Origin of the sequence: Rhodococcus sp. O3 (assembly GCF_048897285.1) — a bacterium.
Lineage (GTDB): Bacteria > Actinomycetota > Actinomycetes > Mycobacteriales > Mycobacteriaceae > Rhodococcus.
Map to the genome: position 1 here is coordinate 1 of NZ_JBMBTE010000309.1, position 1,313 is coordinate 1,313.

The window sequence follows — 1,313 nt, forward strand, 5'->3', positions numbered from 1 at the left end:
CACGCAGTGATACTGGGGTGGTCCGGTTGTGCGGGGTCTGACCCGAAATCGCGCTGACGCCTCGGTTGTCCTTCTCGTGATGTGTCGGCCCCGCCCGGCCGGTCGTGCAGTACGCGATCGGCCGGGCGGGTGTGACCTGATAGGAGCCTGACTCCAACAAGTCCCATCACTGTGTTGTCCACCCGGTCCCGACCGATACGTGGCCAACCTGATGAAGGGAATGACCGTGTCCAGCATGACCGACACCGACACCGCTGTCAGCATCGAGGTCTACCTCGGTGTCGACACCCACCGCGACACCCACCACGCCGCCCTGGTCGACCACCTCGGTCGCCCGATCGACGACCGCGAGTTTCCCACGACCGCCGACGGCTACCGCCGGTTGCTGACGTGGGCGTCGGCGGCCGGCACGATCACCGGTGTCGGGATCGAGGGCACCAGCAGCTACGGTGCCGCACTGACCGGCGTGCTGCGCGAGGCCGGGTTGGCGGTCGTCGAGGTCAATCGCCCGGACCGATCCGCCCGCCGCCGACGCGGCAAGTCCGATCCCGTCGACGCGTACGCCGCCGCGGTGGCCGTCGCCTCCGGTCGTGCCACCACCTGCCCGAAGTCCCGGGACGGGGACGTCGAGTCGATTCGCTTGTTGCACACCACTCGCCGGGCCGCGGTCAAGGCCCGCAGCGAGGCGTTGACGTCGTTGAGGTCGATGCTCGTCACCGCCCCGGACGAGGTCCGGGAGCGGTTGCGGGGCCTGACCCGGGCCCGGCTGATCCGCGTGTGTGCGAGCCTGGACCCGGGGCCGGTGGCCTCCGGTGGGGTGGCCGCGGCCGCGGAAACCGCGCTGCGGTCGATCGCGGTGCGCTATCAGCACCTGAGCGTGGAGATCGCTGCCTTGGACCGGGACCTGCAAATGCTGACCCGGCGGGCCGCCCCGGCGTTGCTCGAGTTGCCCGGGGTCGGGTTCGACACCGCCGCGCAACTGTTGATCACCATCGGTGACAACCGGGAGCGGATCGTCTCCGAGGCCGCGCTGGCGAACTTGTGCGGGGTGGCGCCGATCCAGGCGTCGTCCGGGCAGCGGTGCCGGCACCGCCTCAATCGAGGCGGTGACCGGCAGGCCAACCGGGCCTTGCACACCGTCGTGCTCTCCCGGCTGAAGATCGATCCGCGGACGCAGGCCTATCGGGACCGGCGCCTGGCCGAAGGCAAGACCAAACGCGAGATCACCCGCTGCCTCAAACGCGCTGTTGCCCGCGAGATTTTCCGGGTCCTCAACCCCAAAGCCGGGGTTGACGGCTCATAGGAGCATCACG

At 69.7% G+C, this 1,313-nt stretch carries 1 protein-coding gene; it reads left to right on the top strand.

Features of this window, described 5'->3' with window-relative positions; all coding sequences use genetic code 11:
• Window positions 1-235: 235 nt before the first annotated feature.
• Window positions 236-1,303: an IS110 family transposase gene (locus ACN675_RS29170; protein ID WP_420754117.1), complete on the top strand. Its 1,068-nt coding sequence runs from the start codon at window positions 236-238 to the stop codon at window positions 1,301-1,303.
• Window positions 1,304-1,313: the final 10 nt, after the last annotated feature.

Excerpts from the sequence above, each read along its gene's own strand:
- ACN675_RS29170 (WP_420754117.1), top strand. The coding sequence starts at position 236 with ATGACCGACACCGACACCGCTGTCAGCATCGAGGTCTACCTCGGTGTC.